Origin of the sequence: Coxiella-like endosymbiont (genome assembly GCF_030643785.1) — a bacterium.
Classification (GTDB): Bacteria; Pseudomonadota; Gammaproteobacteria; order Coxiellales; family Coxiellaceae; genus Coxiella.
The window spans coordinates 267228-281172 of sequence record NZ_CP094378.1 but is presented as its reverse complement, the minus strand read 5'-3'; the positions used below and the strand labels follow the sequence as shown (position 1 = coordinate 281172).

Genomic DNA, 13945 nt, shown 5'->3' with positions numbered 1-13945 from the left:
GATTTACGATTATCCATAGTCGAGAAATAAACACTAATGGTTTTTGCGAGTATCACTTACAAACTTTTATCCCCTAGATTGAATTCTGTGCTTAACGATAACCAATCTTGCTTTAACCAGTCTTGCTTCTAATTTCTTTCTTTAGGGAAAAAGTTCTTTAGGGGAAAAAGTAGGTTAGAAGAAAGAGCGGGGAATATTCATCGAAAAATCAAGAAACCAGGTACAATAGAAGTACGTGAAAAAATCTAGGAAAGACAACGGATGGCGCCGATGGACCCTTTAGAAATCTCTGGCTATCTACTAAAGCCTTTGACTCCCAACAACCCTGTCCTCATCAAACTCACTCTTCTCACGACCGCCGATCACAAGCCCAATGAAGGATTTTCCCAGTACGATCAGTACAGAATTCTTAAGTGCTGAAGTGCTCGAGATGCGATTTAAATACACCTTCTCAGAATTTCTTTGAATTTCTGCTTCTTATATTTAAAACCATTGACACTCTTTCTTGATGATTGGCAATGGACTTTTCCGTTACTGCTATTCAATTGTTCTCAAAGACAATACCCGGTCAGTTCGTTCGTTGAACTTAATTTAAAACCTCTAACACTTCAGAATCTACAACATTGGCTCAGTGATAGTTTCTATCGATCGGTCGATGATGTGGAAGAATTAGCGATAATCTGCCAAGAGAAAACAGAAGGAAATCCTTTTTATTTTATTCAATTCGTAACTACGCTTTGTGAGAAAGAGCTCATTTAGCAAATCTGCTAATTGTGCAAGCGATTTTTAAAACCCGGTGATAGGCGGGGCGAGAGTCGATAGGTCCAATTGAAGGATTATGTTTTGAAAAATTTTTTCATCTTCCTTCAACAGTTGAAAATGCTCGGCGAGCTCACTAATTTGAGTTAACCTTGCATTCGACTTACTACTCCGTTGAAGTTTCCACGCTTGAGCCACGCATACACACTGGGCAAGGACGGAAAGACTCGGCTCACATTCACTTCAGAGAAGAGGAAAATAACGAGAAGAGGAAAATAACCATTCCGGTGGCAACGGTGGGATTTCCACATGCAAATCAATGCCATCTAACAAGGGAAGTGAAAGACGCGATTGGTACTTCTGTACTTGCTGGCTGGTACACCGACCTCGTCCTTTCGGATCTCCGAAGTAGCCACAAGGACAGGGGGTTCATTGCCGCTACTAATTGAAAGTTAGATCGAGAAAATTCGAGTAGAGTTAAATTGGTGTGGAGCGCGGAAGGGTCGCTGCCACCAACACCTAAAATCAAAACCCTTTTTGTTCAAAGAATAAACCGTAGCAATTTCCAGATCCTCCATCCACGGTCAAACTGAACTTTGCGCCTCTTCTTGCCAAGTAAGAAGAGGGGGACAAACCTGATTTTCTTTTCGTAAATGCGCACAAACGTCAAGTAAGTGATGGGCAATGAAAATTTTACCTGCGGCACTTAACGACACTTCATCGGCATTCATGTTGGAATTATCGGCAGCTATTTTTTTACAAGCTGAAGTTTTTTTTACAAGCTGAAGTAATTATTAAACTTCGGCCAACTTTTACCGTGGAGATAGCAAAAGACAAGCCCCGCGAATAGTACGAAGTTCGCCGGATAAAACCAATTCGCCTGAAAATTCGTAAAAATTCATAATCATTTAACTGATCTTGAGGGATTTGATTGGAAGCGGCTAAAATTCTCAATGCGATGGCTAAGTCAAATCTCCCACCCTCTCTAGGTAGATCCGCAGGCACAAGGTTTACGGCAATCCGCTGAATGGAAAAAATTCTAATCGGCTATTGATAATTGCACTACGAACGCGATGGCGGCTTTCTTTGACAGCCGTTTCCTGGGGTATAATCCGGAAATGGAAAATCTCGGCATTCCATTTAGATAAGTGAACTTGGACAGTCACCGGAGGAGCATCAACGCCGGTGCTAGCTCGGGCTATGCACTATGGCAAAAGACAAATACTATCTTTGGTGTCTTTCCAGCTTGTTTAGCTTTTCTTCAAGAGCCTGTAATTTTGCCCGGGTCCGAGTTAACACCTTCATTTGTATATCAAATTCTTCCCGAGTTACCAAATCAAGTTTACTAAACGATTGTTGTAAAATGCTTTTAAGATTTCTCTCTAAATCTTTAGGCAAGTTTTTAACTCCAGGCGGTATCGATCCTAAGAGATAGGTAACGATATCATTAATGTTTTTTGGATCAAACATAAGCGATTCCTTTTTATTTTAATACTATATCATCCCATTAAAATCTCGTGAGTGCCCCCACAGAATAATCTGGATTACTATGATCGAAATATAATGGAGTAAATTTACTTAGCTTACTCACTAGTAACTCCCAATTAAGTTATACTCCGTTTCTATAATTATCTATGCCATACTCCAAGCAGGTAAAACTCCTATCGTTCACCTTCAACGTATTGGTAAAGCTTTCTCCTGCGAACTTTATGAACTTTATGGTAAATGCGAATTCTTAAATCCCGGTGGGTGGTCCGTCAAAGACCGTATCGGTATTGCAATGATTGAACAACCTGAAAAATAAGGAAAAATTAAACCGAATACCTTAATTGAACCGACGTCCGACAATACCGGAATTGGTATCGCACTGGCCGGAATCGTGAAAGGTTATAAAGTTATAATTACGATACCAGAAAAAATGAGCCACGAAAAGCAAATCGCTTTAGAAGTCTTAGGGGCTAAAATATATCGCGCACGGCCCACAGAAGCGGCTTTTGATAATTCTGAAAGTCATATTTCACTGGCCAAACGATTAAACCAAGAAATTCCTCATTCTTTTATTAATGAATATTAGAATAATATTAGAATAAATGATAAAGATTCTTTCTTAATCGCCCGACGCTTAATTCGTGAAGAAGGATTGCTAGTTGTCGGGTTCTTCAGGCTCTACCATATGGGCCGGCCCTTCAAGTGGCGCAACGTTTCAAAGAAGGCAATCGTTGCCTGGTTCTTTTACCCGATTTCATCTGTAATTATTTAACTAAATTTTTTAATGATACCTGGATGAAAGCACAAGGATTTTTGTAGTCAAAAATTATCTCTATTAATAAAATAATAAAAATCCGATATTGCTACGCGGGTTATTCATGCTGGTCAAAAGCCCCATCCTACTACCGGCAACGGTAATGATGTCCGTCTATCTGACTGACATCGACTTATGCCCAAAAACGTTTTCTTGCCTTCATAAAAATGAGTTAACTTTAGGAGGGCTAACCTAATTCAAGCGTAGTCAATCCACAGATCTGCTGCATCGGCAACTTTGTCGGCATTTGTAAATACATTCGAACTGTTTCAAAAACGAAATTCATATTATGGCGCTTTACCAACGCCATGGCATCCAAATTTAATTCAGTTATATCCAAATAAATATCCTGGCCAATGGCGTAATTGGCTAAATAATTAAATAAAGATTCCGCAATTATTTCTTCATTTGCAAATAAAAACCCTATTTTATATCCTTGCTGGCAACGCTGAATAACATCCCTAACCCTTCAATAGATTATCGCTTACATAACACAGCTAGTCCATCCGCTTAATTAATCTAAGCTAACAAAAATGTGGGACGCATTATCGGAAAATGCAAGCTATCATAATGAAATACCTGTGCAAAGGCAGGCGAGTTAAAAAAATAGTTTTTTGCGGGCTTAAAATTTTTTAATTTTTTCACCCATACCATTGAAATCGCAGATTACGATGCGGATATTTAAATCCGTTCTTAGCGTGTAGGCTACCTGCATTTCCACCACTCTGTCCAATCCAGCATTGCGCGAACCAACATAATCTAATCTCTGTTTAGTCATGGCTAAACCGCAACCGCAATCACGAAATTTCTTTTTAACAATTAACAACTTAAAAAGCAAAATTTTCGTCATAAATAACACTAGAAGTCACCGCTACTGGTTCGTCATTACACTTTCCAATAAATAATCTTTCTGGATTAGCTCTATAAAAAATCTCCGCATCGTGAATTTTCTGGGATTCCAGCCCTCAGCCATTAGCCCACTCAGTAGCAATGTAAGCTTCAGAAGACATCATGGGACAAATCTGAAAATTATTTTTCATACGGATGTTGCTCACACCAATATTTTGCAATTTCATGACGGGTAGTAACCCAAATATCTTTAAACGAAGCCAAATAATATAAAAATTTCCTAATCGCTTGTACTCGACTCGGGTCAGCCTGAAATGCAAGCATGTAAGGCAACTGTCATCAATTTTGGTTTTTTTTTCGTTCTTGATATAAATAATGAAAAGTGTTTTTTAAGTAACATATGTAGTTTTTTATTAACTAGCAACCAAAAAAACTAGCAACCAAAAAGGCAAATCGTCACTATAACTCTGTCAGAATCATATAAAAGTACTTTTTCAACAGTAACTCTCGTGTTGTATGCGCTCTCCATCTCTCCACGTATACCAACCATTTACTTTCTCTGTCCCGTTAAATTTTCGATAATTTGAATCGTATTATGAATGTGTGTTTGTTCGGTCAATTTATCGACTTGATTGTAATCAATCCAGCGGTAACCACCATGTCCCGCAAATCTCATGACCTTCAGCAGAAAAAGCTTTTATAACATCTGGATTGTTTTACAGGCCATTCCAACAAGCCCACAGAATAACGGGAATTTTATAATCATTGAACAAACGAAATAATCGCCAAATCCCACAGCGAGACCCGTATTCGAAAATTGATTTGCTGAAAGGATGCCGATCCGCCTTTCAAATTTCCAAGTTGTCAATTTTAAGTTGTCAATTTTTCAGACTGAGGATCACTATTGAGGATATTTAATTCAGCTCTTTCTTCACAATTGATAATAAAATTAATGGCCATTCGCACCTGATTAGGCCAATGCGCGCTGGGCGGTTTTTCCCGTAGCCAATATAATTTAAGTGTGGATAGGTCATTGCTCCCTTCGAGCTCTTCGGAATATAGCATGGCTCTGAAAGAATGTTCAAATTGGCAGCCTCACTGTTAAGCTAAGACTCTCCCCGCACTCCAATAAAATCAGTGCAATTTTCTTAAAATTTTATTACCATGACCACTTCACATGACCACTTCATTTGAATTAGGGATTTTAGCATGACGCACACAACCTTATTTACTTCAGAATCTGTCTCGGAAGGTCATCCAGACAAAATAGCCGACCAAATTTCTGACGCTGTTTTAGATGCACTCATTGGTCAAGATCCCCGTTCTCGCGTAGCCTGTGAAGCCGTAGTGAAATCCGGCATGGTTTTTGTCGCAGGAGAAATCACTACCAGTGCTTGGGCTGATATAGAACAAATTGCTCGTAATACCGTCTTACAGATCGGTTACAATGACCCTCATATTGGTTTCGATGGAGAGACTTGCGCCGTGCTTTCGGCCATTGGCAAACAATCACCCGATATCGTAATGGGTGTTGATGGACGCAAAGACCAAGAATTAGGGGCTGGTGATCAAGGTTTAATGTTTGGATATGCTTCGAGAGAAACCGAAGTACTTATGCCTGCCCCAATTACCTATGCTCATCGCCTCGTTCGTCGACAAGCAGAGTTGCGTAAAGAAGGTATTTTTTCCTGGTTACGTCCGGATGCTAAATCGCAAGTTACGCTCCGTTACGAAAATGGCCTTCCTGTAGCAGTAGATTGCATTGTGCTTTCCACGCAACACAGTCCGCATATTCTTCAAAAAGATTTACGAGAAGCTGTCATTGAGGAAATCATTAAACCTGTTATTCCTCGGGCTTGGATTACAAAAGAAACTCGATTTTTAGTAAATCCCACTGGACGCTTCGTTATTGGTGGACCGCTTGGTGATTGTGGATTAACGGGACGAAAAATCATTGTTGACACCTATGGAGGAATGGCTCGTCACGGGGGGGCTGTTTTTCAGGAAAAGATCCTTCTAAAGTAGACCGTTCGGCTGCTTATGCCGCTCGTTACGTTGCTAAGAACGTAGTAGCTGCCGGAGTGGCGGATCGCTGTGAAATCCAAGTTTCTTATGCCATAGGTATTGCTGAGCCTACTTCAATTAACGTTGAAACCTTCGGAACCGCCAAGATTGATGAGGCGCGTATTCAACAACTAATTATGGAATTTTTTGATCTTCGTCCGGGACGAATTATCGAAGATCTTCGATTGCTCCGACCTATATACAAAGCTACTGCTACCTATGGCCATTTTGGTCGGGAAGAGCCAGAATTTACGTGGGAGCGAACTGATAAAGCGGAAGTACTTCGCGAGACTGCGGGTTTACTTTCAACCTCCACCCCATATCCTTAAAATAAAATAGCGAAATATCGAGTATTAAAAATGGAAATGACAATGAATCAAGATTTTCGAATTGCTGACAGTAAATTGGCAGATTGGGGTCGAAAGGAAATCGACATTGCTGAAACGGAAATGCCTGGATTGATGGCCTTACGCCAAAAATATAAAAAGAGTCAGCCATTGAAAGGCGCTCGCATTTCGGGCTGTATCCATATGACGATCCAAACAGCTGTTTTAATCGAAACTTTAATTGAGCTTGGTGCTGAAGTTCGATGGTCTTCCTGCAATATTTTTTCCACCCAAGATCATGCAGCTGCCGCGATTGCAGAAAGAGGTATTCCGGTTTTTGCTTGGAAGGGAGAAACTGAGGAAGAATACTGGGAATGCATCGCTTCTACTTTGGAAGGTCCTAACGGCTGGCAGCCTAATATGCTATTGGATGATGGTGGAGACTTAACCGCTTATGTTCTGGAAAGAAATCCGAAATTAGGGGAAGATATTCGCGGCGTATCCGAAGAAACGACCATCGGAGCTCATCGTCTTTATAGAATGCTAAAAGATGGAACTTTAAGATTCTCCGCTATCAATGTAAACGATTCAGTAACGAAATCAAAATTTGACAACCTTTATGGATGTCGCGAATCGCTCATCGATTCTATTAAGCGGGCAACGGATGTGATGATTGCAGGAAAACGTGTCGTCGTCTGCGGATATGGGGATGTAGGTAAAGGTTGTGCACAGTCCCTTCGTGCCTACGGCGCTACGGTATATATTACCGAAATTGACCCTATTTGCGCTCTACAGGCCTCCATGGAAGGTTATCGAGTTATAACCATGGAAAAAATAGCTCCGATCGCTGATATTTTTGTTACTGCAACAGGCAATACTGACATTATCACCCACGAACACATGACTCAAATGAAAAATCAGACCATTGTTTGCAATATTGGCCATTTTGATAAAGAAATTGACGTCGATTCTTTAAAAAAATACCAATGGGTCAACATTAAACCCCAAGTCGATCAAGTTATTTTCCCTAATGGAAAACGACTGACGGTTCTGGCAAAAGGCCGTTTAGTTAATCTTGGCTGTGCGACAGGCCACCCCAGCTTTGTTATGTCGACTTCCTTCACCAATCAAGTATTGGCGCAGATAGAATTATGGCAATATCCAGAAAAATATCCCCTTGGCGTATACGTATTACCTAAATACCTGGATGAAGAAGTGGCACGTCTTCATTTACAACAAGTGGGCGCCAAATTAACGGAATTAACGGAGAAACAAGCCACCTATATCGGAGTTGATCGCAAAGGACCGTTTAAGTTGGATCACTATCGATATTAATCTCGCATCGTTTCTACACAACAACACAAATTAAAACAATTATTTTCACAAATTAGCGATTAATAGTCTCTCCTTACAGTATTTATACAGTAATCGAAAAAATCATGCGAGAGGTGAAAAAATTTTTTACCCTACCAATTGGAGCTTGTTTTGTTATGATCCCATGGCTAATGAACTCTTCTTTTTTTATCCAATAGGACTGGAATAAAAACCTCATTTGAGAAATACGGCTAAAAAGAGGGAAGGCATTGCTGGGGTACTCGTGGCAAAGACAAGAAAACCTCTCTTTATTCAAGACTGTCAAAATGATCCGCGTTTCATACAAACAACAAAACTCGCTCGCTTATTGCGGTCCATATTAAATACAAAGATATGTTTATTTGGTGTATTGGAATTGGTTAATTTAGAAAAAATTCTTCTTCTAGTGAAGAATAATCAGCCGACTACTATACCCCCCGGAAAGGATAGCAGCCAGGGGACTAGCATAGGGCTATCATTTTGGTGTGAAGGCAGCGTTGTAACAGAAACCCCGTCGATTAAGCTCGTCCTCAGGATATTCTTTCAACTCTTTGTCTTCAAAGGGAATAATTTACTCTTTGTAAGAAGACAGTAAAAAAGGCGTAGCATGGAAAGGAATTCATTATTTTAAAATGAATTTCGTGAAAGACCGCTAAACTTGTAGCACGATTATTTTGGTATTGTTCGCGAATTATGGAAACTTCTCACCCAATGGGGCACACCCAGTCACATTATGGCTTAGATTACTATTACCTAGTTTTTTCATTAACTTTCTCTCGCTTGCATTTCCCTTAATTTTCATTCAAGTCTATGATCGAATTATTCCTCATCATTCGACCTTCACACTCGCATTTTTGATCATCTGCCGAATCACTGCCATTGTCATGCTCCTTTTTTGTATTGCAGAGTATTTCTGTTAATTGGATTAGTATACGTTTTGAATATTTCACCAATCATGATATTTTCCATCGCCTTTTTGAATTGTAAGCTCAACAAATTTTAAAAAGAAGGCAAGCGGACATTATTTAAAAGATATTTTTTGAGATTCTTTATATTATTCTTTATATTAAATATTATTAGCTCAATCAAGTATTAACAACTTTATTCGTTTACCTTTTATGCTTTTATTTTTTGGACTGATTAGCTATATTAGCGGCTATTTAACCTTCATTACAATAGCAATGATTGCATTTTTATTTTTTACTTCAGGGCACTTAAAGGATTTAGAAACTCATTTTGAAATTAAAAATACCGAAGATAGTGGGCTCTGGAGTTTTTTAACTAACATTTTCTCAGGCGCTAAAACATTAAAATCCATGGTGTCAGAATCTCTGATATTACGGCGATACGAACAACTTCTTAATAAAATTTAAAAGAAAGTCGATCAATTCATAAAGCTTCCACTTGAATTCAAGCAACCGCACACTCCATCCAATATGGCACATCAAGACTGGTCATTTTAGTTGGCGGTGGAATACTTTTGGAAGGCAATTTAAGTCTAGGTGCTCTAGCAGCCACTGTTTTATTGACCGAACGAGCCATCCAACCGGTTTAACGAATATTAGTTTTATCGCAACAATATCAATCAATTCTAGTGGCGAAGAAATCAATAGAATCTTTGCAATCATTCCCATCAGAAAAATTGAAAGAAATCTCTGATTCTCAGCTGTTAGAAATAAAAGGAGATATCTTTTTAAAGATATTCCCTTTCAATATGAAAAAGATAAATAAATTTTAAAAAATATTAATTTTCATCTGGCACCAGGTGAAATCATGGACATCACTGGATCGAATTTTATTGGCAAAACGGCATTACTTGAACTCATTCAAGAACTTTATAAACCAACCAAAAGTAAAATTCTCATCGACGGGAGAAATATAAAGAATTATAATAAAATAAAATTAAGAGAAAAAATTGCCTTCTTACCAGATCAAGGGAAACCATTTCATGGAACGATTCTAGAAAGTATTACATTATTCCGCTGCGAAAAAATAGAAGAGGCTAGAAAATTATCTGACCATTTCGGGTTATTTGAGCTTATTTGACCCCTCCCGGAAGGCTTCGAAGCTATCGTAGGGGAGGCAGATTTAGCGAAGTTTCATCTCAAGGCATTATCCAATTCATTTCCACAATCCGCGCACTAATTGAAAAACCCAAAATTATCTTATCTAACGAAGCCAATGCCTAATTGGGCTATCTCACTAATAAACTTTTTCTAAAAATTCTTAAAGAAATGGAAAAAACCTACTCTATAATTATAATTTCTCATCGATCATCTGTATTAAAATTAGCCTGTCGACAATACGAAATAATTAATGGTCAACCTCAATTTAAAACAATAGATTCCAATAAAAAATTATAAAATCAGTCGAGAATCTCTATAAAAATTATTTCAAAGAATTTAATCCCCTTTTATTCTACTTTATTACTTTTCTAAAAGCTTTGCATTTCGAAGGAAATATTTGAAATATCGTCTAAGCATTTCCTTATTTTTTTGCACGTCTTGAACTTAATAATTTTCTTTAAATAATGGAAATGTTTGGTTTTAGATACAAAGAATTTCAAACTTCCTTACCCAATTTAAATTAATAATTTCTTCCTTGTCTATTTATCACTTCAGATCAAATTCTCCATATTTTATTAAAAAATGAAGATAACTACTATGTTACTTTTTCAGAGAAAAACGGATAGAAGATAATCCTCCTTTTACCAAAAAATAGACTATTTTTATTTTCGTCATCTTACGAAGTAAAAATATGAAATCGAACAACGATAACAACTTACTTCTTGGCTATTTGATTTTATTAAAAGATTTAAATTAAAATTAACAAAATTACTTATCATTAGCTCGTCAAGCAGAATTTTGACCTTAGCCATCTCACTTTATATCCTGGTTGTCTATAATCGCATAGTTCGTGCTTTATCTACCCAAATGCTATCGGGCTTTGATGGAGGTATTCTCATTCATTGCTCTTTTTGGAATTATATTGAAAAGGCTTCGAGTTAGTCTTTTAACCTATATTAGCAAACAATTAGATGTAACCATAGGAAGAGAAATATTAGAAAAAATTTTATTTTTACCACTTTCCTATTTTGAAAAAAATTTGATTGATTCTCAGATTGCGCAAGTTAAAGATTATGATTCCTTACGAAATATAATTACAGGAAAATTGATAAATATTATTTTTGATATACCTGTTGCTATTTTATTCTCAATAATCATGGGATTTCTAGCTGAAATACTCGATTTAATTCTAATCATTATCGTAATACTGTTTTTATTATTTACTCTATTGTTTTATAAATCGATTGCTCAATATATTAAGATGATCTTATATTAATTTAGAAAAAATAATTTCCTGCTCGAATCAGTAGAAAAATAAATGTTCTAAAACATACCAACACGAATTCCATTTGGGAAATTTGTTATCAAAATACATTATCAGAGATAGTGTTTTTAGCTTATCGATTAGAAATTTTTTTCGTGACATAATTACTGCACTATCGGAATTTACTGTGTTCACGTCTGGATTCTTAGTTATCAGTTTTGGTATAATAAAATTTTTCTCTGACATCCTAATAATAGGTGTATTAATTACAGTAATGATATTAACTTAGAAAATTTTAGATCGTTTTCTTACTACATTTATCTCTATTACTCGAATTACAAAAAACGGTTTAGCATCAATCAGTTTTCCGTACTCATTAAAATACCTAATGAAACTCAACTTTATCATTGAGAACCTTTGATTAGGAATATTCTTGGCCAGATTCGTTTCTCTAATATCACTTTCCGTTATTTATCTCAAGCAAAAACAGCCATTTTTAATCTCTCTTTCAACTTTCCTGAGCGAACAATCACCCCGCCGTTACAGGCCCTTCTAGATCCGGCAAATCAAGCTTGATAGAATTGATATTGGTCTCTATGGGCCCTAAGCAGGAATATTTAAATCGACAGTAAGAATGTAATCCAACCTAATTTATTAGAACTCCGGCAACAAATCTTCTACATTGCAGAAGACAATAAATTCTTTTGTGGCATAATAAAATAGAATCTACGTTTAGAAAATCCCCCTTAGCTACAGATAGTAAAATTCGCAGTGTACTAGAAATAGTAAATTTCACTAAAGAAATAAATGCCATACCTTACAGGTTGAAAACAATAATCCGTGATAAATACCAAAATATTATTAGTTCCAGCGTGCAAAATTGACTTTCCCTAACACGAGCATTATTGTAAAATTGAGTTATTCTTCTTTTAGACTAATCCAGTGCCACACCTGATAAGCGAAATGATAAAATATTTATGATACTCCTGAAAAAATATTATCGGAAGAAGACAATTACCCTAGTAACAGATAGCCCCTCCCATATGCAGCTGACAGATTAGATTATTATTCTTGAAAAAGATAAAATTTTCCCGAGTAGAAAATCTTCGGAAATTGTTCCGAAAATAATGATGGAAGTGAAATAAAGGAACTGCAACTGTGATATTTACCTAAAAAACTTAGATTGAATCCATTCAATTACGATAATTAACTTTTTCACTCGTTACTATCATCTGTAGATTTCTTGTAGCTCTTCTTATTTGGACATTATTTGTATAACTTTAAGAATTATCTTTGAAAGTAGGAAAAATCACCTCTGTGGATCGAATTAGTGTTGTTGAACACCTTGAAAGGTGGTATTTTTTCAAACTATTATTCGACGAAGGCGCTCAGGTAAATGAAGGTCAACCTTCTGAAAAAATCAACGAAAGGCTAGCAAAATTAGAATTGTAACAATTAGAAGTGAAACAGTTCAATTTATTAGCTGATATAGATCGTGAAAAATCTTTTATTGAAGGAAAGAAATACCAGTTAATATTACCAAAAACTTCAGTACATAAAAATGAAACTTATATTTCAATTGATGAAATATAAAAAAGACAACATCAAAATTATCAAATGCAATCTTAAGCATTAAATCCGCAAGAGGCTGTTATCGTACAACAGATTTTGCAACAAGAAAAAGAACTTTTAAAATTTAGTGCAGAGCTAAAAACGGCTAAGAAAAAACTTGCCCTTTATCAACAATAAGTTGACATATTTAAGCATTTGATAGAATCCGGTTATATATCTAAAGCAGATCTCATTCGTGCCAAAATGGCTTTGCATTCTGTGTCTGGGACTGCTTCGCAGCTTACTAAAGAAATTTCAGTAAACCAAAAATCCTTAAAAGAAGCAGAAAATCGTTTGATTCAATTAACTCAGACTGAAAAACACGACTCAGATAATCGTTTAGAAAAATTTTAAAAAGAGTTATTTACGACCTAATTCGAGATACAAAGAGTAAAATACCGCTTTAATAATACTGTTATCTGATCACAGATTACTGGAATAATCGTAAATGTTAAAATCATCGAGGTCAAATACTAGCTTCTGTAGGTTTTGCGATGAATATTGTGCCTGTCAACGCTACTTTACAAGCTGAAATTCGTATTCGCCCTTCAGATATAGAGTTTATTATCGTTAATAATCTTACTTTCGTTAAAGTAACTACCTATTATTTTACTAAATTTTAAGGAATTCAATGAACTTTAAGTCATTTATCTTTTACGGTTTTTTCTTTACGAAAACCACACTCTCTATTTAGGCTGGGTTTCTTTAAATCAGAATTATATAGGATTAGAATCAAATAAAATTTTTTCCTGCATAATTTTTAAAGCTGATATCATCACTGGGGAAAATTCTTTGTTGACCTATATTTTAAAACCAGTTAAAATTTTGCCTCCCGATATTTTTATAACAAATAACAATAATAAATTGATGGTAAAAGAAATTCTGGAAATCTAGCTTATTCAGACTTAGACAAAAATCAATTTCATCTCGCAATTTCATCTCGTTTGTCAATCTCAATACGATTTGATTAGTCAAAAAATTAGAGAAATGGAAATGCTTTTAAGATAGCACCATCCTGAACTCGGTGAATTACTTCCAGAAGCATTTATATCAATCGCCAAACGATCTGGTCTAATCACTTCCATTGGAGAGTGGGTCATTCGTGAAGCCTGTCGTCAATATCAAGAATGGCAAGCATTAATTTCGATGAAAGATTTCAATTAGCTATTAATATTTTACCTACTCAATTAACGAAAAAGCTTGCGACCACTGTAATCGATATTGTTAACGACACAAATATATTTCCTAGCATCCTTGAATTTGATATTATAGAAAATTCATTAATAACTCATTTAGAAAAATATAAGACGTGCTAACAGAATTAAAAAAGCGTGAATTTTCTATATCGTTT

Annotated in this window: 14 protein-coding genes and 3 pseudogenes; 9 read left to right on the top strand and 8 right to left on the bottom strand. The window is 36.2% G+C overall.

Annotated elements, in window-relative coordinates; translation table 11 throughout:
- Positions 1-1002: 1002 nt before the first annotated feature.
- The 4 genes and pseudogenes from MRH55_RS07560 to MRH55_RS01465 form a co-directional block, all read right to left on the bottom strand.
- Positions 1003-1125: pseudogene (locus MRH55_RS07560) on the bottom strand (hypothetical protein); the annotation flags it as partial.
- A gap of 218 nt (positions 1126-1343) precedes the next feature.
- The gene (locus MRH55_RS01470) at positions 1344-1490 is read right to left on the bottom strand and encodes a hypothetical protein (protein WP_304985728.1); all 147 of its coding nucleotides are present in this window, start codon (positions 1488-1490) and stop codon (positions 1344-1346) included.
- 25 nt (positions 1491-1515) lie between these two features.
- Positions 1516-1764 (bottom strand): magnesium chelatase domain-containing protein, encoded by a 249-nt coding sequence (locus tag MRH55_RS07555; RefSeq protein WP_369421300.1) that lies wholly within the window; start codon positions 1762-1764, stop codon positions 1516-1518.
- Between the two features lie 219 nt (positions 1765-1983).
- Positions 1984-2229 carry an accessory factor UbiK family protein gene (locus MRH55_RS01465; RefSeq protein ID WP_304985727.1) on the bottom strand — a complete coding sequence of 82 codons (246 nt, stop codon included), beginning with the start codon at positions 2227-2229 and terminating at the stop codon, positions 1984-1986.
- A 154-nt stretch (positions 2230-2383) separates the two neighbouring features.
- On the opposite strand from MRH55_RS01465, the pseudogene MRH55_RS01460 reads away from it, so the two are divergent.
- Positions 2384-3066, top strand: a pseudogene (locus MRH55_RS01460) (pyridoxal-phosphate dependent enzyme).
- A 182-nt stretch (positions 3067-3248) separates the two neighbouring features.
- Here MRH55_RS01460 and MRH55_RS01455 read toward each other — a convergent pair.
- The 4 genes from MRH55_RS01455 to MRH55_RS01440 all read right to left on the bottom strand — a co-directional run bounded on the left by MRH55_RS01455 (position 3249) and on the right by MRH55_RS01440 (position 4975).
- A complete protein-coding gene (locus MRH55_RS01455; RefSeq protein ID WP_304986202.1) occupies positions 3249-3458 on the bottom strand; it encodes a GNAT family N-acetyltransferase in 210 nt (69 codons plus the stop codon).
- 225 nt (positions 3459-3683) lie between these two features.
- The gene (locus tag MRH55_RS01450; protein WP_304985726.1) at positions 3684-3911 is read right to left on the bottom strand and encodes a hypothetical protein; all 228 of its coding nucleotides are present in this window, start codon (positions 3909-3911) and stop codon (positions 3684-3686) included.
- A 549-nt stretch (positions 3912-4460) separates the two neighbouring features.
- Positions 4461-4586, bottom strand: a complete 126-nt coding sequence (locus MRH55_RS01445) for a hypothetical protein (protein ID WP_304985725.1) — start codon at positions 4584-4586, stop codon at positions 4461-4463.
- 194 nt (positions 4587-4780) lie between these two features.
- Positions 4781-4975 carry a hypothetical protein gene (locus MRH55_RS01440; protein ID WP_304985724.1) on the bottom strand — a complete coding sequence of 65 codons (195 nt, stop codon included), beginning with the start codon at positions 4973-4975 and terminating at the stop codon, positions 4781-4783.
- Between the two features lie 144 nt (positions 4976-5119).
- On the opposite strand from MRH55_RS01440, the pseudogene metK reads away from it, so the two are divergent.
- From metK to MRH55_RS07550, 8 genes and pseudogenes are all read left to right on the top strand, one after another.
- Positions 5120-6303 (top strand): annotated as a pseudogene (metK, locus tag MRH55_RS01435) (methionine adenosyltransferase).
- A 30-nt stretch (positions 6304-6333) separates the two neighbouring features.
- Positions 6334-7635, top strand: coding sequence for an adenosylhomocysteinase (gene ahcY, locus MRH55_RS01430; RefSeq protein ID WP_304985723.1), 1302 nt, complete (start codon positions 6334-6336; stop codon positions 7633-7635).
- Positions 7636-9426: 1791 nt separating this feature from the next.
- Positions 9427-9699, top strand: coding sequence for an ATP-binding cassette domain-containing protein (locus MRH55_RS01425; protein ID WP_304985722.1), 273 nt, complete (start codon positions 9427-9429; stop codon positions 9697-9699).
- Between the two features lie 903 nt (positions 9700-10602).
- Complete coding sequence (locus MRH55_RS01420) at positions 10603-10995, top strand: ABC transporter transmembrane domain-containing protein (protein WP_304985721.1); 393 nt, start codon at positions 10603-10605, stop codon at positions 10993-10995.
- A 1281-nt stretch (positions 10996-12276) separates the two neighbouring features.
- Positions 12277-12435 (top strand): hypothetical protein, encoded by a 159-nt coding sequence (locus MRH55_RS01415; protein ID WP_304985720.1) that lies wholly within the window; start codon positions 12277-12279, stop codon positions 12433-12435.
- A 315-nt stretch (positions 12436-12750) separates the two neighbouring features.
- The gene (locus MRH55_RS01410; protein ID WP_304985719.1) at positions 12751-12948 is read left to right on the top strand and encodes a hypothetical protein; all 198 of its coding nucleotides are present in this window, start codon (positions 12751-12753) and stop codon (positions 12946-12948) included.
- 140 nt (positions 12949-13088) lie between these two features.
- Entirely contained in the window at positions 13089-13217 is a 129-nt protein-coding gene (locus MRH55_RS01405; protein ID WP_304985718.1) for a hypothetical protein, read from the top strand.
- 424 nt (positions 13218-13641) lie between these two features.
- A complete protein-coding gene (locus tag MRH55_RS07550) occupies positions 13642-13758 on the top strand; it encodes a hypothetical protein (RefSeq protein WP_369421613.1) in 117 nt (38 codons plus the stop codon).
- The last annotated feature ends 187 nt before the right edge of the window (positions 13759-13945 follow it).

Bases quoted from the DNA above. Each gene is read 5' to 3' on its own strand.
- MRH55_RS01470 (WP_304985728.1), bottom strand. From the start codon at position 1,490: ATGAATGCCGATGAAGTGTCGTTAAGTGCCGCAGGTAAAATTTTCATT.
- MRH55_RS01465 (WP_304985727.1), bottom strand. From the start codon at position 2,229: ATGTTTGATCCAAAAAACATTAATGATATCGTTACCTATCTCTTAGGA.
- MRH55_RS01450 (WP_304985726.1), bottom strand. From the start codon at position 3,911: ATGACGAAAATTTTGCTTTTTAAGTTGTTAATTGTTAAAAAGAAATTT.
- MRH55_RS01445 (WP_304985725.1), bottom strand. From the start codon at position 4,586: ATGAGATTTGCGGGACATGGTGGTTACCGCTGGATTGATTACAATCAA.
- MRH55_RS01440 (WP_304985724.1), bottom strand. From the start codon at position 4,975: ATGCTATATTCCGAAGAGCTCGAAGGGAGCAATGACCTATCCACACTT.
- ahcY (WP_304985723.1), top strand. From the start codon at position 6,334: ATGGAAATGACAATGAATCAAGATTTTCGAATTGCTGACAGTAAATTG.
- MRH55_RS01425 (WP_304985722.1), top strand. From the start codon at position 9,427: ATGGACATCACTGGATCGAATTTTATTGGCAAAACGGCATTACTTGAA.
- MRH55_RS01420 (WP_304985721.1), top strand. From the start codon at position 10,603: ATGGAGGTATTCTCATTCATTGCTCTTTTTGGAATTATATTGAAAAGG.
- MRH55_RS01405 (WP_304985718.1), top strand. From the start codon at position 13,089: ATGAATATTGTGCCTGTCAACGCTACTTTACAAGCTGAAATTCGTATT.